The sequence below is a fragment of the Desulfocurvus vexinensis DSM 17965 genome (assembly GCF_000519125.1).
In the GTDB taxonomy this organism is placed as follows: domain Bacteria; phylum Desulfobacterota; class Desulfovibrionia; order Desulfovibrionales; family Desulfovibrionaceae; genus Desulfocurvus; species Desulfocurvus vexinensis.
In genome coordinates, this window is the sequence record NZ_JAEX01000002.1 from 54,331 (window position 1) to 81,229 (window position 26,899).

Sequence of the window (26,899 nt, forward strand, 5' to 3'; positions counted from 1 at the left end):
ATGAGCACGGGCCTACTCAAGGAACGCAAGGACCAGGTCCACACCGTGGGCGAAAGCCCCTTCGACATCGCCTGCAACCGCGAGAGCCTGGCCGGGGCGGTGAGCCAGCGGGCCTGCGTGTTCTGCGGCTCGCGCGTGGTGCTCTATCCCATCGCCGACGCGCTGCATCTGGTCCACGGGCCCATCGGCTGCGCGGCCTACACTTGGGACATCCGTGGCGCCCTGTCCTCGGGCCCGGAGCTGCACCGCCTGTCATTCTCCACGGACCTTCAGGAGCGCGACGTGATCTTCGGCGGCGAGCCCAAGCTCACGGCGGCGCTGACCGAACTCATCGACCGCCACCGGCCCAAGGCCGCCTTTGTCTACTCCACCTGCATCGTGGGCATCATCGGCGACGACCTCCAGGCCGTGTGCCGCAAGGTGGAGCAGGACAAGGGCATCCCGGTGATCCCGGTCATGTCCGAGGGCTTCAAGGGCAACAAGCGCGAGGGCTACGAGGCGGCCTGCAAGGCCATGATGCGCCTGGTGGGCACCGCCGACGTGTCCGGCGTGGCCCCGGTGTCCGTGAACCTGTTCGGCGATTTCAACCTGGCCGGGGAGATCTGGATCATCCGCGACTACCTGGCGCGCATGGGCGTGGAGGTGGTGGCCAACGTCACCGGCGACGGGCGCGTGGCCGACCTGCGCCGGGCCCACGGCGCGGCCCTGAATCTCGTGCAGTGCTCCGGCGCCACCATGGACCTGGCGCGGATGATCAAGGAGCGCCACGGCAAGCCCTTCATCCGCGTCTCCTGGCTGGGTATCGAGGACATGGCCGACTCGCTCTACGCCGTGGCCGAGCATTTCAAGGACGTGGACCCGCAGATCGTGGCCCGCACCAAGGCCCTGGTGCGCGAGGAACTGGAAGTGCTCTTCCCGCAGCTCCGGGAGCTGCGCCGCGACCTGGAGGGCCGGCGCGCCGCCGTGTACGTGGGCGGCGCCTTCAAGGCCTTCTCGCTCATCAAGGCCTTCCGCCACCTGGGCATGCAGGTGGTGGTGGTCGGCTCGCAGACTGGCACCCGCGAGGACTACGAGGAGCTGGCCGCCATCACCGACCCCGGCACGATCATCGTGGACGACGCCAACCCCCTGGAACTGTCCCAGTTCATCAAGGAGAAGGACGTGGACGTGTTCGTGGGCGGGGTCAAGGAGCGGCCCATTGCCTTCAAGCTCGGGGTGGGCTTTTGCGACCACAACCACGAGCGCAAGGAGGCCCTGGAAGGCTTCGTGGGCATGCTCAACTTTGCGCGCGAGGTCCACGCCTCGGTGATGAGCCCGGTGTGGAATTTCGTGCCCAGGCGACGCGGCGGGCCGGGGGCGCAACCCACCCGGCAACTGACGATGCCCACACCCCCGTCTTCGGACGACACCCCGGCCCGCCGCCCCGCGCCGCAAGGAGAGCTGTGATGAAGGATTCGCCCTACGTCTCCACCACCAATGCCTGCAAGCTGTGCACGCCCCTGGGCGCGGCCCTGGCCTTCAAGGGCGTGGCGGGCTGCGTGCCCTTCCTGCACGGCTCCCAGGGCTGCGCGACCTACATGCGCCGCTATGTCATCTCCCATTTCCGCGAGCCGGTGGACATCGCCTCCTCGGCCCTGGGCGAGAAGAACGCCGTGTACGGCGGAGGCCCGAACCTCAAGAAGGGCCTGCTCAACGTCATGCGCAAATACGAGCCCCGGGTCATCGGCGTGGCCAGCACCTGCCTGACCGAAACCATCGGCGACGACGTGCCCATGATCCTCAAGGAGTTCCGCGCCGAGTTCGCCGACCTGGACCTGCCCGAGGTGGTCCATGTGGCCACGCCCAGCTATGCGGGCACACATATGGAGGGCTTCCACGGCGCCGTGCGCGCCCTGGCCGAGCAGTTGGCCGAGGAGGGCGCCCCGGCCTCGCGCACGGTCAACGTCATGCCCGGGTTCGTCTCGGCGGCGGACCTGCGCCAGCTGCGCGAGATGGTGCGCGGCTTCGGGGCCGAGCCCGTGCTCTTGCCCGACTACGCCGACACCTTGGACGGCCCGGCCCAGGAGGACTACCAGACCATCCCTGCGGGCGGTACGCCCCTTGAGGCCGTGCGGGCCATGGGCGGCGCCCTGGGCAGCATCGAGTGCGGGCGCGTGCTGGCCGGGGCCAAGGCCACGGCGGGCACCGTCCTGGCCCAGCGCTTCGGCGTGCCCCTGGCGCGCGTGGGCCTGCCCATCGGCCTGCGCGAGACCGACACCTTCGTCGCCGCCCTGGAAACCGCCACGGGCAGCCCCATGCCCCGGGAGCTGGAGCTGGAGCGCGGACGGCTGGTGGACGCCTATGTGGACGGCCACAAGTACGTGTTCGGCAAGCGGGCCGTGGTCTACGGCGAGGAGGACCTTGTGGTCGGCCTGACGGCGCTTTTGGCCGAGATCGGCGTGCGCCCGGTGCTGTGCGCCACGGGCGCGCGCGGCGAGGGCTTTGGCCGGGCCATCGCCGAGGTCTGCCAGGGGCTGATGCCCGAGCTGCCCCAGGTGCGCACGGGCGCGGATTTCTGGGAGATCGAGGAGCAGGCCCGGGCCCTGGCGCCGGATCTGCTGGTGGGCCACTCCAAGGGCTACCGCGCCGCGGGCCGCCTGGACGCGCCCCTGGTGCGCGTGGGCTTCCCCATCCACGACCGCTTCGGCGGCCAGCGCCTGCACCACGTCGGCTACCGGGGCGCCCAGGAGCTTTTCGACCGCATCGTCAACACCGTCATCGAACGCAAGCAGACCGGCTCCGACATCGGATACGGATACATCTAGGAGAGCCCAGCCATGACCGAGCTGAACCTCGCGCCCCGCCCCGCGCGCAACACCGTGATGCACCCCTGCTTCAACAAGGACGTGAAGGGCGAGTGCGGGCGCGTGCACCTGCCGGTGGCCCCGCGCTGCAACGTGCTGTGCAACTTCTGCAACCGCAAGTTCGACTGCGTGAACGAGTCGCGCCCGGGCGTGACCTCCGCCGTGCTCGCCCCGGCCCAGGCCGCGCGCTACATGGAGCAGGTGCTGGACAAGGAGCCGCGTATCACCGTGGCGGGCATCGCCGGGCCCGGCGACCCCTTTGCCAACGCCGTGGAAACCCTGGAGACCATGCGCCTGATCCGCGAGCGCTTCCCGCACCTGCTGTTTTGCGTGTCCACCAACGGGCTGGCCCTGCCGCCGTACCTGGACGCCGTGGCCGGGCTGGGCGTGACGCATATGACCGTGACCGTCAATGCCGTGGCCCCGGCCATCGCCGGGGCGGTCTACAAGTGGGTGCGCGACGGCAAGGTCGTCTACCGGGGGCTGGAGGCGGGGCGGCTGATCCTGGCGCGCCAGATGGAGTCCGTGCGCGGGCTCAAGGCGCGCGGCATCACCGTCAAGGTCAACACCATCGTGCTGCCCGGGATCAACGACCACCATGTGGTGGAGATCGCGCGGGCCATGGCCGCCGAGGGCGTGGACCTGCACAACCTCATCCCCCTGCACCCCAATGCGGGCACGGCCTTCGGCCACCTGCCCGAGCCCACCGCCGCCGAGATCGGCACCCTGCGCAAGGCCGCCGGGGAGCACCTGGCCCAGATGACCCATTGCCGCCGCTGCCGCGCCGACGCCGTGGGCCTGCTGGACGACGACCGCTCGGGCGAGATGGCGGGCTGCCTGTCGGCCTGCTCGCGCCTGGAGCTGCCCGTGGCCGAGGCCCGGCCCTTCGTGGCCGTGGCCACCCGCGAGGGCATGCTGGTCAACCAGCACCTGGGCGAGGCCCGGGAGTTCCAGATCTGGGGCCTGCGCGGCGGCGCGCCTGTGCTCATGGAGGTGCGCCAGGCGCCGCCTGCGGGCTGCGGCCCCAAGCGCTGGGAGGCCCTGGCCGCCACCCTGCGCGACTGCCGCGCCGTGCTGTGCGCCGCCGCCGGGCCCACGCCCACCCAGCTCCTGGGCGAATACGGCCTGGAGGTGGAGGTCTGCTCCGGGTTCATCGCCGACGTGCTGGCCGCGGCCCTGGGCGGCGGCGACCTGGCGCCCTTCAAGGCCCGCCGGGCCGGGGTCGGCGGCGGCTGCTGCCGGGGCGGCGGCAGCGGCGAGGGCTGCGGCTGACCCGGGCGGGGCCGCCCCCCGGGCGCCGAGACACAAAGCAACAAAACGCCGCAAGGCGAGGAGGACACGATGAACAAGGCGACCCTGGAGAAGGTTTTCGAGTACGCATCCAAACCTGTTCACGGCACCCTGTCGCGCAAGCTGCGCGGCGACATCGCCATCCAGGTCAACGAGGGCGAGGTCTACGGCGACGCGACCCTGTTCATTGGCGAGGAATTCGTCCGCGTGACCGGCGTGAAGGACGGCAAGACCATGAACACCTATTACGACTGGGACAAAATCGTTTCCGTGCGCACCATCGGCCCGGAGAGCTGACCCGCGGCGGATGGCCGCAGAGCAAGACACAAAAGCCCCGCCGAAGGCATCGGCGGGGCTTTTGTCGTTGTGGAGGTGGGGCAGTGTCTGCCCTGCGTTTCCCGTTGGGCCCTAGAAGCGGTATTCCAGCGTGGTGACCACGCGGTCCTGGTCGCGCCAGCGGCCGTAGTAGCTGGTGCCGGGGCCGTCGAAGAGTTCCAGGGCCGTCTGCCAGGTCAGGTTGTCCGTCAGGCGCCAGACGGTGCCCATGCGGTGCATGCGTGCGGAGTTGGAGAGCAGGATGTCGGCCAGGTAGTGCAGGCTCAGGTCCTGGGTTAGGAACAGCTCGGCGCGCAGCACCATGTCGTTGCGGCCCAGGCGCGCGTCGCGCGAGGAGATGAAGTAGCCGTCGGCGTTCTGGCGCTGGGTGATGCTCTCACCCACGTACTCCGCCGTCAGGTCCATGCGGTGCAGGCCCAGGCGTGCCGGCCAGGACTGGTTGGACCAGGTGCTGCCGCCCACATAGTGCACATAGCTGTCGTCCTTGCCGTCCTCGGCGTGGGAGTAGAGGGCTTCGCCGTGGAATTCCAGCTCCTTCCAGGTGGTGGAGAAGCCGCCCGCCACCTGGTCGGTGATGGGGTGCTCCACGGCGATGTGCACCGCCGGGGCGGCCAGGTCCAGGTCGGCGCGCATCACGGGGTAGATGCTCGGGCCCCGGAAGGCCGAGGCGAACAGGTCCCACTGGCCCGCCGAGGTCTTCACGCGGCCAAAATAGCCCCACTGGTCGGGGTCGTCGGCGTCGGGCAGGTCGTAGGTGGTGGTGATGTCGGGCGTGGTGCCGCCGAAGCTGATGTCGAAGAAGCGCTCGAACAGCGACACCAGGTCCACCTGGGTCAGGCTGGAGAAGAAGTGCAGCCATTCCAGGAAGTCGTCGAACTGGCCCTGGTCGCCCCCGAAGTAGCCGGGGATGCCGCCCCAGGCCTCGCCGGAGACCCAGCGCGACTCGGGGCTGGGGGTCTTGGGCGGGCTGAAGAAGGGCATCACGGCCACGGTCCAGGTGGTGTCGCCGTCGGGCACGTCCAGGGCCGCCTGCCACACGCCCAGGCGGCGCGGGTCCAGCGGGTCGTTGAAGTCCACGGGGCTGTAGCGGTTGGCCGGGGAGACCAGGGTCGAGATGCCGTTCTGGAATATCTTGCGCCCCAGGGTCAGCTCCGCCGCGTCCAGGTCCACCACGGCGTAGAGCTCGTTGATTTCCCAGGCGTTGCGGCGGCGGTTGTCGTCCTGGAAGAAGCGGCTCACGCCCGCGTAGGTGTCCTCCTGGTTGCCGATCTCAAACCAGCCCGAGGTCGCCAGGCGCACGCGCTCCACGGCGGCGCTGGTGGCGTATTCCAGGCGGAGTTCGCCGTGGCTGTCCTGGGTGTCCTTGGGCAGGGGGTCGTCGCCCGCGCTCTGGGTGAAGTGGGCCCCGCGCAGGCGCACGGTGAGGTCCAGGTTGTCGGCGAACTGGGCGGCGGCGCCCTTGTCCTGCGGGGCGTCCTGCTGTTTCTTCGCGCTGGAGGCCATGGCGGCGTCCAGGTCCTGGAGCAGGTCCACCTCGTCGGCGGCGGCGGGCAGGGCGGCCAGGGCCAGGGCCAGCAGCCAGGCGCCCAGGGCCAGGGCGCGGGTGCGGATGCGGGGGGCGGGGAGTGTCATGGCGTCATCCTTGGTTTTGCAGGGATTTCTGGTAGTACATGACGTTGGCGATGGCCAGCCTGTGCCCGAGGATGCGCGCCAGGTTGCGGTGGGCCATGCTGGCCAGGCGCGGGTAGAGGCGGTGCAGGCGGTTGAAGTCGGCGTTGCTGATCTCGACCACGTGCAGGTCCGAGTGGGCGCGGGCGGAGTAGGAGCGCGGCCCGGGGTCGAGCATGGCCGTCTGGCCGAACACGTCGCCCACGCCGAACAGGGCGTAGGGCACCTCGCGCCCGGTGTCCTCCTCGGTGGAGAAGGCGCGCACCTCGCCGTGCAGGATGATGTACATGGAGTCGCCCTGGTCCCACTCCTTGAAGATGGTCTCCCCGGCGCGGCGCTCCTGGATGCGGCCCATGAGAATGATCTTCTTGATGTGCCACAGCCGCAGGTCGCGGAAGAATTCCGACTGGCGGATGACCTGCGGGTCCACATGCAGCGAGAGCATGTCCCACAGGGTGAGCAGCTTGGTGTTGGTCAGCAGCGGCCCGGTGAGCAGCAGGTCGCCCACCAGGGCGACGATCATCACCAGGGCCGAGAGGGCGCCGAACTGGACGATGGTCACGAACTCCGAGGCCAGGAGCACCGAAAAGCCCAGGGCCAGGGCCAGGGAGGTGGCCGTCACCGGCCTGATCTCGGCGTGGATGCAGACCTCCATGGCCCGGTGCTGGTCTTTCAGGCGCAGCATTTCCTTGTTGTAGCGGGTCATGAAGTGGATGGTGTCGTCCACGGCGATGCCGATGGCGATGGCCGCGACCATGGCCGTGCCGATGTTCAGCGGGATGCCCGTCAGGCCCATGGTGCCGAACATGATCAGCACCGGGAAGACGTTGGGCAGCAGCGAGAGCAGCCCGGCCTTCACGTTGACGAAGAGCACGGACATGATGACGAAGATGATGCCCAGCAGCAGGGCGATGGACAGGGCCTGGCCCTCGGCGATGCTGTCGGCCCCGCCCAGGATGAGCATGCTCTCGCCGGTGAACTCGCTCTTGTAGTGCGGGCCCAGGGTCTGGTTCATGAAGCGCCGCAGGTCGTCCAGGGCCTGTTTCTGCTCGTAGGACGATTGCAGGCTGTGGCGCACCAGGATGTGGAACTCGCTGAAGTCGGGGCTGGCGCTGCGGCGCAGGTCCGAGTCGTGGATGAACAGCAGGTACTGCGCGACCAGCGCCTCGCTTTCGGGGATGGTGTAGTGGGCGGGGTCGCCGCCGCGCATCTCGCGGTTGATGAGCCGCAGGGAGTCGGCCAGGGAGAAGGACGCGTCGAAGGCCGGGCTGGCGGCGATGTAGTCCTGGATGGCGGCGACCTTGCCCAGGGCGTCGGGTTTTCTGAACATGCCCTCCACGCCGCTGGCGATGGCGATGGAGAAGGTCTGCACCCCGGGCAGGTGCGCGCTCATGGCCTCGGTGCGCTGGCGGATGGGCGAGGATTTCTTGAATACGCCCAGGATGTCGTTGTTCAGCCGCACGTTGAAGGAGAACAGGGCCAGCCCGGCGGCGAAGAGCAGCAGCCCGGCCACGAGCTTGCGGTCGTGGCGGTTGGCGGCGGCGCTGGCGGCGCGGCCCAGCATGTCGAAGACGCTCAGGCCCTTCTTCCAGGGCTGGGGCTCGCCGTCCTCGTCGTCGTCGGGCTGGGCGGGCCCGGCGGGGGCCTGGGGCGAGGCGCCGCGCCCGCCCGTCAGGCGCAGGTAGGCCGGGATGAGCACTACGGTGACGATGGGGTTGACCAAGAGCCCGAAGGCGGCGGCCATGCCGAACTGGCGCAGGATCTCGATCTTGTTCACCGTGATGGAGGCGAAGCCCAGGAAGGTGGTCAGGCTGGTGATGAGGATGACCACGCCCATCTTGGAGACCATGTAGTCGAAGGCCAGCCGGCCCGGGCCGCGCTTGTGCAGCCCTTCGCGGTATTCGGAAATGAGGTGGATGTCCTCGGTGGAGCCGATGACGATGACCAGCGAGGGCACGATCATGGTCAGGATGTTCAGGGGGATGTCGGCCAGGACCATGAAGGCGGCCATCCAGCAGATGCTGGTGCCCGCCGTGAGCAGCGGCAGGATGGCGCTGGCGGGCGAGCGGGTCATGAGCACCAGCGTCAGCACCAGCACCAGCACCGACAGCGGCACCAGGCGCAGCTGGTCGTCGATCATGGTCTTGGAGATGACCGTGCGGAAATAGGGGTTGCCGAGCTGGAAGGCCTCCTCGAAGCGGCCCTGGCAGGGCTCGAGCAGGGTTTCGATGGAGGCGGCCAGGGTGTTGTAGTATTCGGGGTCGGCGTTGTCGGGCTCGATGAACACGTTGACCGAAGTGGTGGTGCCGTCCTCGGAGAGCAGGTTGCCCGCCACCAGGGGGCTTTCCAGGGCCCGCTGGCGGATGGCCTCGGCCTCGGCGCGGTCCGCCGGGGGCTGGCGCATGAGCGGGCCGGAGCGCAGGGTGCCCTCGTCGTGGCGGAAGTCGGCGGCGGAGAACAGGCTCTCCACGCGCACCACCCCGGGCAGCCCTTCGAGCTGGTAGGCCAACTCCTCGATGAGCGCCAGGCGGTCCGGGTCGAACAGGTCGGCGTCGCGCAGGCAGATGACGGTGACCTGGTCGGTGCCGAAGGTGGCCACCGTGCGCTCGTAAGCCTCGCGCGCCCGGGGGTCGTCGGTCATCATCCCGTTCACCGACGGGTCGATGCGCAGGTCCTTGGCGATGAACAGGGCGCAGGCGGTGATCGCCGCCAGGATCAGGACAACCGTCCAGGGCCTGTCGTAGGCCTGGCGCATGAGACGCTGCACGGGACACCTCCACGGGGCGGGCTGGCCCCGGGCTTATTGCAGGGGGCGGCCTTCCATCACGTACCGTTCGGTGAACACCGCGTCGTCGATGGCCGCGTCCACCTCGAAGGCGGCCAGGCCCATGAGGGTCTGGTGCTTGGCGCGCAGGTTGTTCATCAGCGTCTTGCGGGCGATCCACATCTGGCCGCGCACGTTTTCCAGGTCGTGGGCGGTCTGGACCTTGACGAGGCGGCCGCGCGGGTCGTGGTACTCGATCTTGACGGTGAAGGTGATGTCCTTGCGCACGTAGAACACGCGCTTGCCGTAGCCCGACTCCTTGGCCTTGGCCTCGGTGGCCGGGGTGACCTCGACGATGTGGCAGTCCTGGCCGTCCAGTTCCGCCGAGCCGGTGAGGGTCATGTCGTACTGGTCCAGGTCGTCGGGCTCCATGTCCTCGTAGGTGAAGTCGGTGCCCATGAAGAAGTCGGCCTTGGAGCTGGAGGCCACGCGCTGCATCTTGCCCGTGGCGGGCATGTACAGCCACTGTTTGGCCTGGCCGTCGCCGGTCTCCCAGCTCAGCAGGGCCGTGCCGGCCAGGTCCGCCGGGGCGGTGAAGGCCATGAGGGTGCGCGCCAGTCCGTCGTCCATGGTCTTCTTCCAGGTCTTGAACTCGCGCTGCTTCTTGTTCCCCGCATTGTCGGCCAGGATCATGACCACGGTGGACGTGGCGCTGGACGTTTCGTGCAGGTCGCGCTGGCGCTCCAGGATGGCCCGGCCTTCGGCCTTGGCGTCGGCCAGGGCCGGGGCGGGACCCAGGGCGAGGAAGAGGCATGCCGCGAAGGCGGCGATGATCGTGCTGTGCATGGCGTGCTCCTTTTTCGGGGCGGAGCATAAATGAACAACGCCAGCATTTCCATCGGAAATATTGGGCCGGGCCCTCGCTTTCGGGGGCTGGCCGGGGCCGGGGCGCGGTCGGGCGGCGGGTCAGCGCGCGTTGCGCAGGCGCATGCGCTCGGAGCTCACGCGGCCTTCGAGGTCGAACTTGCGGATGCGGTAGCCGATCTGGCGCTCGGTGAGCCCCAGGGCTTCGGCGGCGCGGCGCTTGATCCAGCCCGCCTCGCGCAGGGCGGCGATGATCTCGGCGCGCTCCATTTCCTTGAGCGAGTGCTTGCGGACTGGAAAGGCGCCCGGGGAGGCCGCGCGCTCGGGCGCGGGCCCGCCCGGTTCCGCAGGCGCCCCGGCCCCGGGGTCCAGGGCCAGGCGCACCAGCTGCTCGTCGATGCGGTCGCCTTCGGCCATGATGACCAGCCGCTCCACCAGGTGCTCCAGCTCGCGCACGTTGCCCGGCCAGTCGCGCGCGGTGAGGAAGTCCAGCGCGCCGGGGGTCAGGAAGAGGTTGCGCCCGTACTCGTGGGCCATCTTGCGCAGGAAGTGGTTGAGCAGGCCGGGCACGTCCTCCTTGCGGCGGCGCAGGGGCGGCACGGTGATGGGAAACACGTTCAGGCGGTAGTAGAGGTCCAGGCGGAAGTCGCCCTGGTCCACCAGCTCGCGCAGGTCGCGGTTGGTGGCGGCCAGGATGCGCACGTCCACGGTGATGGTGCGGTTGCCGCCGATGCGCTCGAACTCGCGCTCCTGGATCACGCGCAGCAGCTTGGATTGCAGCGGCAGGGGCAGTTCGCCGATTTCGTCCAGGAAGATGCTGCCCCGGTGGGCGTCCTCGAAGCGCCCGGGCTTGGAGGACGTGGCCCCGGTGAAGGCGCCCTTCTCGTAGCCGAACAGCTCGGATTCCAGGAGGTTTTCGGGGATGGAGGCGCAGTTGACCTTGACGAAGGGATGGGCCTTGCGTTCGGAGAGGTCGTGGATGATGCGCGCGATAAGCGTCTTGCCCGTGCCGGACTCGCCGAGCAGCAGCACCGTGGCCTTGGTGGGCGCGACCTTCTCGATCTGGCGCTCCACCTCCTGCATGGGCGTGCTGGCGCCGACGATGTACAGCCCGCGCGTCTCCTTGGAAATCTGGTACTTGAGGGTCACGTTTTCGCGGCGCAGTTCCTCCTCGCGCTGGCGCACGGTCTCGCTGATGCGAAACATCTGGGCCAACAGGGTGGCCACCACGTTGAGGAAGTCGATGTCCTCGCGCACGTCCACGCCCTGGCCGAAGAGCCGGTCCACACTGAGCACGCCGATGGTCTCGTTGCCCAGGATGATGGGCACCCCGGTGTAGGACACCGGGCGCGCGCCGCCGTCGCGGGCGCGGGTCTTGTTCAGGAACAGCGGCTCGTCGCAGACGTTGGGGATGTGCAGCGGCGCGGCGGTGCGGAATATCTTCCCCGTGGCGCCCTCGCTGGTCTTGTAGACGCCCCGGCGGCGCTCCTCGTCGGTCAGCCCGTGGGAGGCCATGATGACCAGCTCGCCGGTGTCGCGGTCGAGCATGGTCACGGTGGCGCGCTCCATGGCCAGGGAGGCCGACAGGATGCGCAGGGCTTCCTTGAGGGCCTGGCCGAGGTCCAGGGCTTTGTGGATGATGGTGCTGATCTCGGAGAGCACCTGGAGCTTGATCTGGGTCAGGGACGGCGGCATGCGGGGAGCTATGCAACCGCAATGCCGGAGCGCACGGCGCCCGGCGTTCCCGGGGGGCTGCGTCCAGTGTGCTGATTTCAATGCCTTTTTCTGGGCGGCGGCGGCAGGTGCTGCGCGGGTGGCTTCTGCGCTGCTTGACAAAAACGGAAAAGACGCCCCTGGTTTGGTCAAAATTGTCGAACGCTCTGGATGGAATTGTCAATTCCCGCAGGGCGCGCGGACGCCGCCGCCGCCGGGGGTGTCGGCGGCGGCGGGCTTGCCCGGGCGGTGCGGGCCGGGTGATGCACGGCGGGCGATGCGCTGCGGGGCGGGCGGGGCTGCGCGGGCCGGGGTCAGTATTCCTGGTTCTCCAGGTCCACGCCCAGGCGCTCCCACTGGGCCTTGGCCTCGGCCTGGGCCCGCCCGGCCTCGGCCTCGGCCCAGGGGTCGAGCACCAGGGTTTCGGCCACGAGCTGCCAGATGTACTTCACCTCGTACCTGGCCTCGGGGTAGAACTTGGGGATGCGCTTCATGATCTGGTCGCGGCAGTTGGAGCAGCCCACCACCACCACGTCGGCCCCGGTGCGCCGGATCTGGTTGAACTTGTGGCGCGCGTGCCAGGCGGACTCCTTTTCGTAGGGCATGGGCCACATGCCGCCCCCGGCGCCGCAGCAGTAGTTCAGCTCGCGGTTGGGGGTCATCTCCACGAAGTCGTCCACGCACTGGCGCAGGATCCAGCGCGGCTCCTCGAAGAATCCGCGCCCGAAGTGGCGCAGCAGCTCGCGTCCGTGCTTACACGAGTCGTGCCAGGTGAAGCGCCGCCCGGCGTTGACCGACGGGTCCAGGCGGATGCGCCCGTCGCGGATCAGCTCCACCAGGTAGTCGTAGAGGTAGATGTAGCCCACGCGGTTGTTGGGGTCCTCCACCACGCAGCGCTCCATGCCCTTGCGGCAGCCGTAGGACCCGCCGCCGCAGTCGGGCATGATCATGCGTTCGATGCCCATGCGCTGCATGTAGTCGATCTTGCGCTTGGCCAACAGGCGGTTGGCGTCGTAGTTGCCGGTGAACAGCGCCCAGTCCACGGCCTCCCAGCCCTCGCTGGGCACGGTCCAGTTCTCGCGCGCGGCGTAGAAGATGCGCCACCACCAGAGCTGGTCCTCGAAGTCGCCGTAGACCTCCTTGGAGTTGGGGAAGAACAGGATCTTGGCCTCCTGCCGGTCCACGGGCACGTAGAAGCCCGGGCAGTCGTCGTCGGCCATTTCCTGGCCCAGCTCGGCCATGCCGGTGAGGTAGTCCTCGCGGGCGATGGCCAGGTTGTTGCCGCTCTCGACGTTGTTGGCCATGCCCTTGTGCAGGCTGCCGGGCACCTTGTCGCGCTCGCGCAGGTGCTTCATGTGGCCCATGACCCCGGGGATGTCCACGCCCTGGGGGCAGGCCTGGGAGCAACGGCCGCAGCCCGTGCATAGCCAGGGGAAGGCCGAGGCCACCACCTCGTCCACCAGGCCCAGGGCCAGCATGCGCATGACGCGGCGGGTGTCCCAGCCCTCCATGCCCGGGGTGCCGGTGACGGGGCAGCCGTTGGAGCAGGTGCCGCAGGCCATGCAGGCGTTGAAGTCGAACTTGGCCAGATAGTCGCGGACCTCGGCGGGCATCGCCCGGGGAACCACGGGCGGCGGGGCCTGGGGCGCGGCGGTTTGGGGTGCGGTGTCCATGGCGTGCTCCTTGGGCGCTTGGGCCCGCCGGGGGCGGGATGCTCCTGCGGCGGGCCGTTGCGGCCCCGGGGCGGCAGGGGCCCCGGGGCCTTGGGGCTAGGCGGTGGTCGGCTCGGCGGCCTGCTCGGGCCGCACGGCGGCGCCGGACTGGTCGTAGAACATGCCGCAGCGCAGGTCGAAGTGGCGGTTGATGCTCATGGTCGGGCAGCTGGCGTTGAGCGCCACCTGGGCCACCGTGGAGCCCAGGTAGGCCTCCTCGGGGTCCTTCTCCCGGCTGTGGTGGGCCATGAGGATCAGGTCGGCCCCGCGCATGCGGGCGTACTTGAGGATCTCCATGGACGGCACGCCCTCCCAGCTCTCGTAGGACACCTCGCGGATGCCCTCCAGGCGCGGGGCGAACTCCTTGAGCATGCGCCCGCGCGCCTCGGCGATGCCCGCCTCGATCTGGCGCTGGTCGGGCGCCTCCATGCCGTGGCCCACGTCCAGGGCGTGGAACACGTGCAGGGCCGCGCCGTACTGGCGGGCGAGCTGCCCGCCGTAGCCCACGGCGCATTCGGCCTGGAAGGAGAAGTCCGTGGCGACCACGATGCTGGCGAACTGCATGCGGCCCTCGGGCACCTCGTTGGCCACGATCATCACCGGGCAGCGCGCCTTCTGGCTCACGCGCTCGATGTTCGAGCCCGCGATGCCCCACATGCGCGAACGGCGTTGCAGGTCGTCTTCGGTGCTGCAACCCATGACGATGAGGTCCGCGTTCTTCTTGCGCGCCAGGCGCAGGATTTCCGCGTGCGGGATGCCGGGCACCACGAGCACGTCGCAGCCCGGGCAGTCCGCCAGCTGGCGGGCGTAGACCTGCCGGATGGTCGCGGTGATGCGCTCCACCTCGCCCGACGGCATGAGGTGCTCGATGGCGCCCCAGCCGTGGGACGGCAGGCCACAGACGTGAAGCAGGGTCATGTTCGCCTCGTGCTTGCGGGCGAAGGCGAAGGCGGCGTTGGCCGCGCTGCGGCAGACCTCGGACGGTGTCACAGCCAGTACGATGTCCTTGAACATGGCGTTACCCCCCTGTTGCAGGGTTGATCCTCGGCCTTGGTGCCCGGACGGGCCGGGCCTGGGCCGGGGGGCGGGCGCGCCTCCGCCCTCCGGCGGCCCCTTGCGGGGCGCGGTGGTGGGCCGGCCGGCCTAGCCGGCCCCTGCCGCCTGGGTCACGGGCTGCGGGGCGGGCGGGCCCTCCCGCAGCCGGGCGAGGAAGCCGGGCGGCACGGCCAGGTTCTTGCCAAGCAGCACCTGCCCGGCGTCCAGGCCCATGGCCAGGCCCAGAACCTGGGGCAGGTACAGCACGGCCACGGGCCTGGCCAGCCCGGCTTGCCTCTGGAACGCTTCGAGATTCATCTGGCACATGGGGCAGACGGTGACCACGGCGTCGGCCCCGGCGGCGGCGTTCAGGATCTCCGCGATGCGCGGCAGGGCCGCCTCGCGGTGCGTGGTGGACAGCGAGGCCCCGCAGCAGCGGGCGCCCTTGTCCCAGGCCAGGACTTCGGCCCCCGTGGCCCGCAGCACGGCGTCCATGCTCACGGGGTGCTCGGGGTCGTCGAAGGCGGCGTAGGGCCGCAGGGTCTGGCAGCCGTAGTAGGGGGCCAGCGTCAGCCCGGCCAGCGGGTGTTCCACCGCCCCGGCGATGCGCGCGGGCCCGATGTCGTTGGCCAGCACGTCCAGCAGGTGGCGGACCTCGGCGCTGTTCTCCCAGGGCAGGCCCTCGCCCGCCAGGGCGTCCTGAACCCGGGCGTACAGCTTGTGGTCGCGCCGGGCCTCCTGGCGCGCGGCCAGCAGGTTCAGGTAGCAGGCGCTGCAAGGGGCCAGCACGTCGCACCCGGGCAGGTCGCGTTCGGCCAGGGCCAGGTTGCGCGCGGGCAGGGCCATGGCCAGCAGGGCGCTCACGGCGGGGGCCGCGCTGGCCCCGCAGCACGTCCAGCCCGGAATCTCGGTCACCCGGGCGCCCAGGCGCTCCAGCACCAGGCGGGTGGACACGTCGTACTCCAGGGCCGTGCCCGTGAGGGAGCAGCCGGGGTAGTAGGCGTACTGCACATCCGTTGCGGTGGTCATTGCCGGGCCTCCTTGCCTTCCAGGCGGGCGGCGCGCTCGAACAGCGGGGCCAGGGCGCCGTCCCACGGGCCGGAGCCCAGCTCCAGGCGGACCTTGCCCCGGCGCATGAGCCGCAGCCCCAGCGGGGTGAAGCGCAAGGCCTCGCCCGGGCCAGCCGCGCTGAAGTAGTGCATCATCATTTCCGTCTCGCGCACGCGGCCCCGGCGGCGCACGTTGTCCAGGAAGGCGCGGTAGAAGGCGCCGTGCCGGGCCAGGGCCGGGTGCCCCGAGGCCCCGGCGATGCGCTTGAGGGCGTTCATGGCCGAGGTCAGCGGCAGCCCGCGCGGGCAGCGCAGGGTGCAGGCGTAGCAGTTGGAGCACATCCAGAACGCGCCGCTGGAGAACACCGCGTCGGCGCGGCCCATGAGCACCAGCCGCCACATGCGGCGCGGGGTCATGTCCATGCTCTGGGCGTTGGGGCACGAGGCGCTGCACGTGCCGCACTGCATGCAGGCCGCCAGCATGGCGCGGACCTCGCCCATGGCCTGCGCCAGGGCCGGGTCGGCCGCCTGGATCACGGGGATGCGGGTCATGGCGTGGCCTCCGTGGGCTGCGGGGTTTCGGCCAGGGCGGCGTCGATGACGGACAGGACCTGCCCGTCCTTGAAGCCCGCCAGCACGCTGGCGCTGTTGGGGCACACGGCGGCGCAGGAGCCGCAGCCCTGGCAGAGCAGTTCGTCGATCTCCACGCGCCCGCGCTCCAGGTCGATGCGCCGGGCGCCGTAGGCGCAGGCCGACACGCAGCGCCCGCACAGCGAGCACAGGCTGTGGCGCACCTGGGCCGTGACGCGCCCGCCGACCACGTCCTTGTGGGCCAGGATGCGCGCCGCCTTCTGCGCGGCGGCCTCGGCGGAGGCGATGGTCTCGTTCATGTTGCGCGGGCTGTGGGCCACCCCGCAGACGAAGATGCCCTGGCGCAGGAACTCCACGGGCCGCCACTTGCTCTCGGCCTCGCGGAAGAACCCGTCGGGCCCGGTCTGCAGGCTGAAGACCTCGGCCAGCTCCTCGTTGTCGCCGGGCTCCAGGCCCACGGACAGGGCCAGCAGGTCCACGGTCACGCGCAGCTCGCGGCCCAGCACGGGGTCGGTGGCGGCGATGGTCGGCCTGTGGTCCTGGCCGAAGGTCACGCGCGGCTTGTCGGTGGGGGCGTAGCGGATGAACAGCACGCCCCTGGCCCGGGCCTCGGTGTAGAAGCGCTCGCTGAAGCCGTAGCTCATGATGTCGCGGTAGAACACGTAGACCGGCAGGTCGCGGTTGCGCTCCTTGAGGGTCAGGGCGTTCTTCAGGGCCGCGGCGCAGCAGATGCGCGAGCAGTAGTTGCGCGGCTCCTCGCGCGACTCCACGCACTGGATCATGGCCACGCCGGTCAGCGCGCCGGTGTCCAGGGAGCCGTCGGCCAGGCGGGCTTCCAGCTCGCTTTGGCGCAGCACGGTCTTGTGCACGCGGTAGCCGTAGGAGTCGGGCACCACCTCGTGGCCGCCGGTGGCGATGATGGTCGCCCCGTGCTCCACGGTGATGGCCGGGCCCTCGGCGGTGGCCAGGGCGGTCATGAAGCGCCCGGCGCGGCCCATGGAGAGCATGATCCGCGACTGGGTGAAGACCTTGATGTTGGGGTGGCGCATGACCTGCTCGGCCAGGTCCTCCATGGCCCGGCGCGGGTCGCCGCCGCCCAGCAGGGTGTGGTGCGCGGCGGCCATGCCGCCCAGGCGCGCGGCCTTCTCGCTCAGGCACACGTCGTGGCCCATGTCGGCCAGGGCCATGGCGGCGGTCATGCCCGCCAGCCCGCCGCCGACAACCAGCGCGCGCGGGGTCACGGGCAGCCGGCCCAGCACGGGCGAGGGCTCGGCCCCGGCCAGCTTCACGGCGGCCATGGCCAGGGCGGTGTAGACTTCGGTTTCCAGGGCCGGGCCCGGCTCCATGGCCCCGGGGAAGGTCGGGGTGTAGATGTCGGTCACGTCCATGAAGGCCGGGTCCAGGCCGATCTGCGCGCCCAGCTCGCGCAGCCGGGGCACGTAGGCGTAGGGCATGCAGGCGCCGACGAGGATGCGGTTGGGCCGCAGCTCCGCGGCCAGCTCCTGCACGGCCTGCCAGCCCGGGGCGGAGCAGGCGCCCTGGATGCGCGCCACGCGGACCACCGTGGACAGCCCGGCCAGGCGTGCGGCCAGGGTGTCCATGTCCACCTTGGTCTCCAGGGTCGGGCACGAGTCGCACAGCACGACCAGGGTGCGCGGGGCCTCGCGGGTCACGTCGCGGTATTCGGGGGCGGGCCCGGGCTCCTCCTCGCGCGGCGGGGAGTGGACCTTGAAGGTGCGTGCGGCGTTGAGGGCCGCCGCTCCGGCCTGGATGACCGACTCGGCGATGTCGCGCGGCTCGTTGAAGGCCCCGGCGGCGTACACGCCCAGGCGCGAGGTGCGCGCGGGCTGCAGGGGCGGGGCGGCGGCGAAGCCGTTGGCGTCCAGGGCGATGCCCGCGGCCTCGGCCAGCCGGTCGCTGCCCGCAGGCGGGCGCGCGCCCGTGGCCAGCACGGCCAGGTCGAAGACCTCGCGGCACAGGGTGCCGTCGTCGTCCATCCAGGTGATGGGCACGCCGTCGGCCTCGGGGTCGGGCTCGATGGAGTGGATGCGCGTGCGCACGAAGCGCACCCCGTCGCGGGCCTCGGCCTCGTCGCGGTAGCGCTGGAAATCCTTGCCGTAGGTGCGCACGTCCATGGCGAAGATGGTCGCCCGCGCGTCGGGGTCGATCCTGCGCGCCAGGCGGGCCTCCTTGATGGCGAACATGCAGCAGATGCCCGAGCAGTAGTCCGCGCCGTGGGCCGGGTCGCGCGAGCCCACGCATTGCAGCCAGGCCACGTTCCGGGCCGGGCGCCCGTCGGGGCGCAGCAGGCGGCCGCCGGTGGGCCCGGTGCCCGAGCACATGCGCTCGAATTCCAGGGCCGTGACCACGCCGGGCACGGAGCCATAGCCCCAGAGCTGCCCGGCCTGGGCGGGGTCGTAGCAGTCGAACCCGCAGGCCAGCACCACCGCGCCGACCTCCAGCTCGTGGGCCGCGTCGGACACGGCGCGGATGTAGTAGTGGTCGAGCCAGCGCACCACGGTGCGCTCCAGGGGCCGGGCCAGCCACTGGCGGGCCCCGGCCTGGACGAGGGCCTCGGCGCGGTCCTGGTCGTCCGGCCCGGCCACGAGGATCACGTGCAGGTCGGGATACAGCTCCAGGCCACGGCGCATGACCTTTTCCGGGTCCACGTCCGCCACGGCCAGGTCCAGCAGCAGCAGCGCCGTGCGTTCCTGCTCCAGGGCCTGCTGGGCCGCGGCGCCGCTTTCGGCCAGGGCCAGGGGGAAGTTCTGGTCCGCCAGCCAGGCGGCCAGATTGGTGCGCGCGGCCTCGTCAGGCAGGGCCGCCACCACGCGGAAATCCTTGCGTTCGGCGTACTTGAAGTCGATGGCGTCGGTGGGGCAGGCCTCGAAGCACGACCAGCAGCGCGTGCAGCGGTCCAGGTCCACCACGTAGTGGTTGGGGATGGCGTGGGGCACGGGCATGTAGATGGCCCCGCGCGAGGACAGCCCGGAGTTGTACTCGCTGGGCACATGCACCGGGCAGACCCGGGCGCACTCGCCGCAGCTGATGCAGCGGGCGGGGTCCACGAAGGTGGACCGCTGGCGCAAGGTGGCGTGGAACTTGCCCGGGTCGCCTTCCAGGGCGGCCAGCTCGGTGTGCAGCAGGATGTCGATGTTCTTGTGGAACAGGCCCTTGCGCATGCAGAACTGGCTGGAGGAGTCGCGGCTGGTCAGCGGGAGCATCTTGCACATGCCGCAGGCGTCGGTGGGGAACTGGTGGTCGAGCTGGGCCAGGATGCCGCCGATGTTGGGCCGCCTGTCGATGAGCGCGACCTTGAGGCCGGATTCGGCCAGGTCCAGGGCCGAGCGGATGCCCGCTATGCCCGCGCCCACCACCAGCGCCGCGTAGTGCTTCCTCTTCATGGCGTCCTCCGTCGCGCTAGTGCGCCTCGCCCGTCATCTCGCTGAACTCGTCCTCGCGGAACACGGTCATGGGCGGCGCCTCGTCGGGGCTGCGGCCCGGCTGGTAGCCGAAGGCCCGCTGGGTCCGCTCGGCCACGGTGCGGAACAGTTCCATCACCGGCACATCGTTGGGGCAGGCGTTGGAGCACTGCCCGCAGCCCACGCAGGCCGTGCTCATATGCGCCAGCCGCGTGAGGTGGAAGAACACCGTGTCGGTGGGCAGCTTGACGGCCCCGCGCTTGTGGGCCCAGCCCAGGTACTGGTCGGGCTTGTAGTCGAACACGTCGGTCAGGAACACGCACTCCTTGCAGTAGCAGACCGGGCAGGCCACGCGGCAGTTGTAGCAGTTCACGCAGCCCGAAAGGTATTCGGCCAGCCCGGCCAGGGAGGCCGTGCGCTCGCGCGTGGCCTCGAACATGGCGTCGCGCGCGGCGCTGCGCCGGGCGGTCAGGGCCTCCACGGCCTCGCGGCGGCCCGGGGCGCCGGGGGCGTCGGGCAGGCCCAGGCGGGCCAGCACGCCCTCGCCGCGCGCTGTGTTGCCCAGCACGGGGATGGCCTGGTCCAGGTCGGCGCCGTGCAGGCCGAGGATGATGTCCGCGCCGTCGGGGGCCGGATGCTCGCACACGCGGCAGGCCCCGGCCAGGGCCTGGCCGCCGGGCCGGGCCTCGCCCCTGGCCGCCGCGTGCAGGAATTCGGCGCTGCGTTCCAGGGGGTCGCCCTCCAGGCCGAAGGCCCGGAAGTCGGCGTTGGTCATGGCCCCGGGGCAGTCCACGCCCACCAGGAGCACGTTGTCCAGCCCGCCCTGGTTGAGCTTGACCAGCTCGATGAAGGCGCGGATTTCGCAGGGCCGCAGCACGGCGGCCACGTGGCGGCCCGAGGTGGAGCCGCGCGTGAGCCGCGACACCAGGCGCGCCGCGTTGAGCGGAAAGGCCGGGGACAGCGGGTCGGCCCGGTCCAGGGCCTTGGGGTCGTTGATCAGGACCGGCATGACCGTGCCCCCCGGGGCCAGGTGGGCCGGGGTCAGCACGGCGTCCACGCCGCCGCTGGCCAGCAGGGTCTTCAGGAAACCCTGCACGGCGCGCACGGGTCCGCCCTCGCCGATGTCGATGCGTGCGATGGTAGCCATGGCGTCCTCCTTGGCGGCCTTACAGGGCCGGTACCGCGCGGGCCTCGCTGGGCCCCAGGGCGCGGATCTCCTCCACCAGTTCGGCCACGGTGCGCGCGAAGTCGTTGCCTTCGCTGGCGCCGATCCAGGTCAGCTTCAGGCGGCGCTGGTCGATGCCGAACTGCGCCAGCATCTCCTGGAGCAGCTTGACTCGCCTGCGGGCCTTGTAGTTGCCGTTGATGTAGTGGCAGTCGCCAGGGTGGCAGCCGCTGACGAGCACCGCATCGGCCCCGGAAAGCAGGGCGCGGATGATGTACTTGGGATCGACCATGCCGGTGCACATCATGCGGATGAGCTTGACGTTGGACGGCTGGATCATGCGCGAGGTGCCCGCCAGGTCGGCGGCGGTGTAGGTGCACCAGTTGCACACGAAGGCCACGATGGTCGGTTCGAATTGGCTCATGGGCTCCTCCCTTGCGGTGCCGGTCTACGCCTTTGCGGCGGGGGTTTCAGGGCTGGCCTGCGTCTGGGCTGCGGGGGCCGGGGGCAGGGCGTCCAGCAGGCCTTCCAGCTCGGCGAAGACCTGGCGGCCATTGAAGTGCCGGACCCGCGCCGCGCCGCTGGGGCAGTGCCCGGCGCAGCTGCCGCAGCCCTTGCACATGGCCTCGTTGACCACGGCCACGCCCCGGCGGGCGTCGAACTCGATGGCCGAGTAGGCGCACAGCCCGACGCAGGCGCGGCAGCCGGTGCAGATATCGGGGTCGATGCTGGAGACGGTGGGCGAGATTTCCACCGTGCCGCGCGCGGCCATGGCCAGGGCCTGGGCCGCCGCGCCCGAGGCGTGGGCCACGGCGTCGGGGATGTCGCGTGGGGCCTGGCACGTTCCGGCCAGGAAGATGCCGTCGGTGGCCGTGGACACCGGGCCGAGCTTGGGGTGCTCCTCCAGGAAGAAGCCGTCCTGGCCCTGGCTGATGCCGAAGACGCGCGCGGTTTCGCCAGCGTCGGCGCGCGGTTGCATGGCCGTGCAGAGCACCACCATGTCCACCGGCACGCGGACCGGCGTGGCCGAGAGCGTGTCCTCGGCGACCACCACCAGCTTGCCGTCTTCCTGGACGACCTCCGCCGGGCGGCCCCGGATGAAGGTCACGTCCTCCTCCTGCACGCGGCGCAGGAATTCCTCGTAGCCCTTTCCGAAGCAGCGCAGGTCGATGTAGAAATTGTAGACCTTGGCCTTGTGGCCGACCTTGTCCTTGATGAGGTGGTCGTACTTGAGGGCGTACATGCAGCACACGCGCGAGCAGTATTCATGATAGTTCACGTCGCGGCTGCCGATGCAGTGCAGGATGGCCACGCTCTGCGGCGGCTGGCCGTTCTTCATCAGGATGCGCCCGCCGGTTGGGCCGACGGCGTTGTTCATGCGCTCGAATTGCAGCGACGTGTAGACCTCGGGGTAGCGCCCGTAGCCGTATTGCGCCATGGGCGTGGGGTCCAGGGTGTCGAAGCCCGTGGCCAGGATGATGGAGCCGACCTCCAGCTCGAAGTCCTGGGCGGTCTGCTCGTAGTCGATGGCCCCCGAGGGGCAGATCTTCTGGCAGGCGCCACACTTCTTGCCGGTCAGCGTGCGGCAGTGGTCGGGGTCGATGACCGGGAAGCTCGGCACGCTCTGGGGCGAATTGCGGTAGATGGCCCGGCGCGTGGTCAGGCCTTCCTCGAACTCCGAGACGACCTTGGTCGGGCACTTTTCCAGGCACATCCCGCAGCCGGTGCAGCGCTCCTCGTCCACGTAGCGGGGCTTCTTGTGCACGGTGACGGTGTAGTTGCCCACGAAGCCCTCGACCTTGGTCACCTCCGACCAGGTCAGCAGGTGGATGTTGGGGTCCTGGGCCACGGCGACCATCTTGGGCGTGGAGATGCAGGCCGCGCAGTCCAGGGTCGGGAAGGTCTTGTCGAACTGGGCCATGTGCCCGCCGATGGAGGGCGCGCGTTCCACCAGGTGCACCCGGTGGCCCGAGCGGGCCACGTCCAGGGCGGCCTGGATGCCCGCGATGCCCCCGCCCACGACCATCACGTCGGGATGCACGCGCTCCTTGCGCGAGTAGAGGTCCTCGTGCCAGTGCACGCGGGCCACGGCGGCGGCCACCAGGTGCTTGGCCTTGCGCGTGGCCTCCACCGGGTCGCGGGTGACCCACGAGACGTGCTCGCGGATGCAGGTCATCTGGAAATGGAAGGGGTTGAGCCCGGCCCGCGCGCAGGCCTTCTGGAAGGTCTTCTCGTGCAGCCGGGGCGAGCAGGAGGCCACCACCACGCGGTTGACCCCGTGGTTCTTGATGTCCTCGATGATCATGTCCTGCCCGGGGTCGGAGCACATGAACTTGTAGTCGCGCGAGACCACCACGCCCGGCAGGCTGCTGGCGAACTCGGCCACTCCCTGCGAATCCACCTTGCCCGCGATGTTGGTGCCGCAATGGCAGACATAGACGCCGATGCGGTTCGGCATGGTTCCCCCCTCCTTGCGCGCTGCTGCGCGCGCCTGGGCATGTCGCTTGCCCCTCCCAAGAACAAGAAGCGTACCTGCGTGGGGAAGGGCTGTTTTCCCGGTGTGTTGCATGGGCGTGGCCGGGCCCGGGCGGCTGGTGCTCCGGCGTCGGCCCCCGCGCCGTCTTGCGGCGCAAGACGGCGCGGGGAGGGCGACAACCTGCCGCAAAAGCGGGAGGATGCGAATTCTCCTGTTTACACAGGGTATTGGTTGAGTGCCTGGCTTCCGGCGGCGCTGTCTTGCGTGGCGAGACGGCGCAAAAAAGCACTGGCTGTCCGCAGGGTAGGGGCTGGCGCTGCGGGTCGTCTTGCGCGGCAAGACTCCCTGTGCGCCAGGGGGGGGCGGGCGGGGAAATCCTACCGCCATTCTTGCATTTGGAGCGGTTTGACAATTTGCGCCAAAGCGGCCCATAGTCAGCATCGGGTTGCTCCGCCTGGTCTGCAACGGGGGGTGAGTGCCATGCAGGACGCGACACGCCTGGCCCCGGACTGGTTCCTGCCAGCCGACGGCGCTGCGGCGGTGCCCACACTGGACCCGGCCTCCAACTACGCCATGCTCATCCGCCCCGACGGCACCGTGCTGGCCGCCGACGAGGCCCTGGCCTCGCGGCTGGGGCTGGCCCACGGCGAGCTGGTGGGCCGCTGCATCTTCGACCTGTTCGCGCCCGGCGCGGCGACCCTGCGCCGGACCGTGGCCGAGGACGTGGCCCGCCTCGGGCTGCCGCGTTCCTACCAGGACAGGTCGTCCTCGGGGCATGTGCTCGACGTGCTGGTGCAGCCGGTGCTGGGCGCGGACGGGGCCGTGCAGGCCCTGGCGGTGTTCGTGTGCGACGTGACCGGGCACTGGAAGCTGGCCCACGACCGCGTGCGCCTGTCCGCCGCCCTGGAGCAGGCCGTGGAGGCCGTGATCCTCATCGAGAACGACTTCACCATCGGCTACGTGAACCAGGCCTTCGAGGCCATGACCGGCTACCCGCACAGCGAGGTGCGCGGCAGGCCCGTGGCCATGCTCTACCAGGGGGCGCACCAGCAGGCGGCCTACGCCGAGATCCGCGCCGCCCTGGACGAGGGCGACGCCTGGACCGGGCGGACCTTCCACACCGTCAAGGACGGGCGGATGATCCGCGTGGAGAAGACCGTCTCGCCCATCCGGGGCCGGGGCGGGGTGGTGCTGGGCTTCGTCAGCGTCTGGCGCGACGTGACCCGCGTGGCCGAGCTGGAGCGCCAGCTCCGCCAGGCCCAGAAGATGGAGGCCATCGCCACCCTGGCCGGAGGCATTGCCCACGATTTCAACAACATCCTGGGGCCGATCATCCTGCACGCCGAGCTGGGCCTGGCCCGGCTGCCCGAGGGCGACCCCGTGCGCGCCGGGCTGGGCGAGATCCTGGGCGCGGCCCACCGCGCCGGGGCCCTGGTGGGGCAGATCCTGTCGCTGTCGCGCCGGGGCGAGGCCGAGGAGCCCAGCGTGTTCAGCCTCGCGGGCATCCTGCGCGAGTGCGAGAAATTCCTGCGGCCCTCGCTGCCCGCGACCATCGACATCGTGCTCGACCTGCGCACGCCCGACGACGCCGTGCTGGCCGACCCGACCCATATCCACCAGGTGGTCATGAACCTGGCCACCAACGCGGCCTACGCCATGCGCCGCGCCGGAGGCACCCTGACCCTGGCCCTGGAGGCCGCCGACCGGGGCGCGCCGTGCCGGGCCATGTTTCCCGACGCGGAGCTGGAGCGCGCGGTGCTGCTCACCGTGCGCGACACCGGCGAGGGCATCCCCCCCGAGCGCCTGGAGCGCATCTTCGACCCTTTTTTCACCACGCGCCAGCGCGGCGGCACGGGCCTGGGGCTGACGGTGGTCCACGGCATCGTCGTCGGGCGGCTGGGCGGGGCCGTGCATGTGCGCAGCAGCCCCGGGGCCGGGGCGGCATTCCACGTGCTGCTGCCGCGCCACGAAGGCCGCCGGGACGAGGCTCCCGCCGGGGGCCCCGGAGCCCTGGCGGACGGCGGCGGCCAGCTGGTCCTGCTGGTGGAGGACGAGGCGCCCCTGCGCCAGAGCACGGCCATGGTGCTCCAGGGCCTGGGCTACCGGGTGGCGGCCTGCGCCGGGCCCGCCGAGGCCCTGGAGCGCTTCGAGGCCGGGGGGGAGGGCTTCGCCCTGGTCCTGGCCGACGTGACCATGCCCGGCATGACCGGGACGGCCCTGGTCCGGCGCCTGCGCCAGCGGCGTCCGGACATCCCGGCGCTGCTTGTCTCGGGCTACAGCGAGATCGTGACCCCCGAGCTGCTGCGCGAGCTGGGCGCGGACTATCTGCGCAAGCCCTTCACCACCCGCAGCCTGGGCGCCGCCGTGCGCCGGGCCCTGGGCCGGACCCGGCGGGAGGGCGGCGGCCATGGCTGAGATCCTCATCGTGGACGACGACCCCATGCTCTGCACGGCCCTGGCCGAAGTGCTGCGCGCCCTGGGGCACGCCCCCGACAGCGCGCGGACCCTGGCCCGGGGGCTGGAAATGGCCGAGGCCGGGAACTACGAGGTGGTCATCCTCGACGTGCGCCTGCCCGACGGCGACGGGCTGGAGGCCCTGCCGCGCCTGCGCGCCGCGCCCGGGGCCCCGGAGGTCATCATCCTCACCGGGGCGGGCGACGCCGACGGCGCCGAGCTGGCCATCCGCGGCGGCGCCTGGAGCTACATCACCAAGCCCCCGACCCTGGCCAGCATCCGCCAGCCCGTGGAACGCGCCGTGGCCTACCGGCGCACCCGCGAGGCCTCGGGGCCCGTGCCGCCCCTCAAGGACACGGGCATCCTTTCCGCCAGCCGGGCCATGGCCGCCTGCCTGGAGCGCGCCGCCCGCGCCGCGCGCACCGACGCCGGGGTGCTGCTCATCGGCGCCACGGGCACGGGCAAGGAGCTCTTCGCCCGGGCCATCCACGCCAACAGCGCGCGCGGCAAAGGGCCTTTCGTGGTCGTGGACTGCGCGGCCATCCCCGAGCACCTGGCGGAATCCACCCTGTTCGGCCACGAGCGCGGGGCCTTCACCGGCGCCGAGCGCAGGCACGAGGGGCTCATCCGCCAGGCCGACGGGGGCACGCTGTTCCTGGACGAGGTGGGCGAGCTGCCGCTGGTGATCCAGAAGGCGCTGTTGCGGGTGCTCCAGGAGCGGCGCTTTCTGCCCGTGGGCGGCTCGGCCCTGGTGGAGAGCGACTTCCGGCTGGTGGCGGCCACCAACCGCGACCTGGAGGCCATGACGCGCCAGGGCGAGTTCCGCGAGGATCTGCTCTTCCGGCTGCGGACCATCACCATCGACCTGCCGCCCCTGTGCAGGCGCGAGGGCGATGCCGTGCTGCTGGCCGGGTGCTTCCTGGAGCGCTTCTGCCGCCGCCTGGGCATCGTGGTCAAGGGCATGGCCACGGACTTCGTGGACGCCGTGGGCCGCTACCGCTGGCCGGGCAACGTGCGCGAGCTGATGGGCGCGGTGGAGAACGCCCTGGCCTCGGCGGAGGGCGAACCCAACCTGCTGGCCCGCCACCTGCCGACCAACATCCGCGCCGCCCTGGCCCGGGCCACGCTGGACGAGGGCGCCCCGGCCCCGGCGGGCGGCACTCCGGGCCTGGGCGAAGCGCAGCTGCCGCCCCTGGCGGCCTTCCGCCAGGCCCGGGTGGACGAGGCCGAACGCTTCTACCTGGAGGAATTGCTGCGCGTCACCGGCGGGGAGGTGCCCCGGGCCTGCGCGGTGTCGGGCCTGTCGCGGGCCCGGCTCTACGCGCTGCTCAAGCGGCACGGGCTGCGTCGTCGGCCGGGTTGAGCCCGGGCCCGGGGCGCGCCGGGAGGCCCCGGGCTTGACGCGACGCGCAATATGTATCAGGAAACAGGACAATCGGGCCTGTGCGCCCGGGCCGGGGCCCCGTCGCCGGGGGCGCCGCGCCGGTGTTCGGCCGCAAGGCCGCTTTCCGCAACAA

The 26,899-nt window shown here is 70.9% G+C and carries 18 protein-coding genes; 6 read left to right on the forward strand and 12 right to left on the reverse strand.

What is annotated here, in order from left to right; genetic code table 11:
- The 4 genes from nifE (at position 1) to G495_RS0103205 (ending at position 4,430) form a co-directional block, all read left to right on the forward strand.
- Positions 1–1,446, forward strand: coding sequence for a nitrogenase iron-molybdenum cofactor biosynthesis protein NifE (gene nifE, locus G495_RS17345; protein ID WP_084457811.1), 1,446 nt, complete (start codon positions 1–3; stop codon positions 1,444–1,446).
- The gene (locus G495_RS0103195) at positions 1,446–2,804 is read left to right on the forward strand and encodes a nitrogenase component 1 (protein WP_028586622.1); all 1,359 of its coding nucleotides are present in this window, start codon (positions 1,446–1,448) and stop codon (positions 2,802–2,804) included. The genes nifE and G495_RS0103195 overlap by 1 nt, the downstream gene beginning before the upstream one ends.
- 12 nt (positions 2,805–2,816) lie before the next feature.
- A complete protein-coding gene (locus G495_RS0103200; RefSeq protein WP_051445016.1) occupies positions 2,817–4,115 on the forward strand; it encodes a radical SAM protein in 1,299 nt (432 codons plus the stop codon).
- Positions 4,116–4,184: 69 nt separating this feature from the next.
- Positions 4,185–4,430 (forward strand): hypothetical protein, encoded by a 246-nt coding sequence (locus G495_RS0103205; RefSeq protein WP_028586624.1) that lies wholly within the window; start codon positions 4,185–4,187, stop codon positions 4,428–4,430.
- 111 nt (positions 4,431–4,541) lie between these two features.
- On the opposite strand, the gene G495_RS0103210 is transcribed toward G495_RS0103205, so the two are convergent.
- From G495_RS0103210 to G495_RS17350, 12 genes are all read right to left on the reverse strand, one after another.
- Complete coding sequence (locus G495_RS0103210) at positions 4,542–6,101, reverse strand: hypothetical protein (RefSeq protein WP_028586625.1); 1,560 nt, start codon at positions 6,099–6,101, stop codon at positions 4,542–4,544.
- 4 nt (positions 6,102–6,105) lie between these two features.
- Entirely contained in the window at positions 6,106–8,904 is a 2,799-nt protein-coding gene (locus G495_RS0103215) for an MMPL family transporter (protein ID WP_028586626.1), read from the reverse strand.
- A gap of 33 nt (positions 8,905–8,937) precedes the next feature.
- Complete coding sequence (locus G495_RS0103220) at positions 8,938–9,747, reverse strand: outer membrane lipoprotein-sorting protein (protein WP_028586627.1); 810 nt, start codon at positions 9,745–9,747, stop codon at positions 8,938–8,940.
- Between the two features lie 120 nt (positions 9,748–9,867).
- The gene (locus G495_RS0103225) at positions 9,868–11,460 is read right to left on the reverse strand and encodes a sigma-54-dependent Fis family transcriptional regulator (protein ID WP_028586628.1); all 1,593 of its coding nucleotides are present in this window, start codon (positions 11,458–11,460) and stop codon (positions 9,868–9,870) included.
- Positions 11,461–11,792: 332 nt separating this feature from the next.
- A complete protein-coding gene (locus G495_RS0103230) occupies positions 11,793–13,151 on the reverse strand; it encodes a (Fe-S)-binding protein (protein WP_051445017.1) in 1,359 nt (452 codons plus the stop codon).
- 96 nt (positions 13,152–13,247) lie between these two features.
- On the reverse strand, positions 13,248–14,204 hold the full coding sequence (locus G495_RS0103235) for a universal stress protein (RefSeq protein ID WP_028586630.1): 957 nt from the start codon (positions 14,202–14,204) through the stop codon (positions 13,248–13,250).
- A gap of 129 nt (positions 14,205–14,333) precedes the next feature.
- Positions 14,334–15,254 (reverse strand): CoB--CoM heterodisulfide reductase iron-sulfur subunit B family protein, encoded by a 921-nt coding sequence (locus tag G495_RS0103240; RefSeq protein ID WP_245588359.1) that lies wholly within the window; start codon positions 15,252–15,254, stop codon positions 14,334–14,336.
- The gene (locus G495_RS0103245; RefSeq protein WP_035250853.1) at positions 15,251–15,826 is read right to left on the reverse strand and encodes a 4Fe-4S dicluster domain-containing protein; all 576 of its coding nucleotides are present in this window, start codon (positions 15,824–15,826) and stop codon (positions 15,251–15,253) included. The genes G495_RS0103240 and G495_RS0103245 overlap by 4 nt, the downstream gene beginning before the upstream one ends.
- A complete protein-coding gene (locus G495_RS0103250) occupies positions 15,823–19,269 on the reverse strand; it encodes an FAD-dependent oxidoreductase (protein WP_028586633.1) in 3,447 nt (1,148 codons plus the stop codon). Before G495_RS0103250 ends, G495_RS0103245 begins: the two co-directional genes overlap by 4 nt.
- A 16-nt stretch (positions 19,270–19,285) precedes the next feature.
- Entirely contained in the window at positions 19,286–20,434 is a 1,149-nt protein-coding gene (locus G495_RS0103255; RefSeq protein WP_028586634.1) for a 4Fe-4S dicluster domain-containing protein, read from the reverse strand.
- Between the two features lie 19 nt (positions 20,435–20,453).
- Positions 20,454–20,876, reverse strand: coding sequence for a hydrogenase iron-sulfur subunit (locus G495_RS0103260; protein WP_028586635.1), 423 nt, complete (start codon positions 20,874–20,876; stop codon positions 20,454–20,456).
- Positions 20,877–20,900: 24 nt separating this feature from the next.
- The gene (locus G495_RS17350) at positions 20,901–22,910 is read right to left on the reverse strand and encodes a CoB--CoM heterodisulfide reductase iron-sulfur subunit A family protein (protein WP_035250855.1); all 2,010 of its coding nucleotides are present in this window, start codon (positions 22,908–22,910) and stop codon (positions 20,901–20,903) included.
- A gap of 498 nt (positions 22,911–23,408) precedes the next feature.
- Here G495_RS17350 and G495_RS21565 point away from each other — a divergent pair, with 498 nt between their 5' ends.
- Positions 23,409–25,343, forward strand: coding sequence for a hybrid sensor histidine kinase/response regulator (locus G495_RS21565; protein WP_051445018.1), 1,935 nt, complete (start codon positions 23,409–23,411; stop codon positions 25,341–25,343).
- Positions 25,336–26,745 (forward strand): sigma-54-dependent transcriptional regulator, encoded by a 1,410-nt coding sequence (locus G495_RS0103275; protein WP_028586636.1) that lies wholly within the window; start codon positions 25,336–25,338, stop codon positions 26,743–26,745. Before G495_RS21565 ends, G495_RS0103275 begins: the two co-directional genes overlap by 8 nt.
- Positions 26,746–26,899: the final 154 nt, after the last annotated feature.